Source organism: Pseudomonas sp. 51_B (assembly GCF_017491595.1).
GTDB lineage: Bacteria > Pseudomonadota > Gammaproteobacteria > Pseudomonadales > Pseudomonadaceae > Aquipseudomonas > Aquipseudomonas promysalinigenes.
Window position 1 is genome coordinate 1 of sequence record NZ_JAFGYW010000511.1, and the last position, 268, is coordinate 268.

Below are 268 nucleotides of genomic sequence, written 5' to 3' on the forward strand. Positions count from 1 at the left end.
GCAATGTATTGACCAACGACGTGCAAGGCGCCGACCGTGTAGCAGGTGGGCCGGTGATTGCAGGCACCTTTAACGGTACCTACGGCACGCTGGTCCTGGCAGCCGATGGTTCCTACACCTACACACTCAACCCCGATGCACCGGGCTTCAAAAATCTGGGCGGTGGCGGCAGTGGCGTAGAGAACTTCGCCTACACAATCAAGGATGCCGATGGCGATACCAGCACGGCGACCCTGACGCTGAACATTAACAACCTTGATGATCCTGT

General features: G+C 57.5%; 1 protein-coding gene. It reads left to right on the forward strand.

Annotation, left to right across the window (positions count from 1 at the left end; genetic code table 11):
* On the forward strand, positions 1 to 268 hold a 268-nt coding region (locus tag J5M56_RS27295; protein ID WP_207938186.1), incomplete at both ends, for a VCBS domain-containing protein.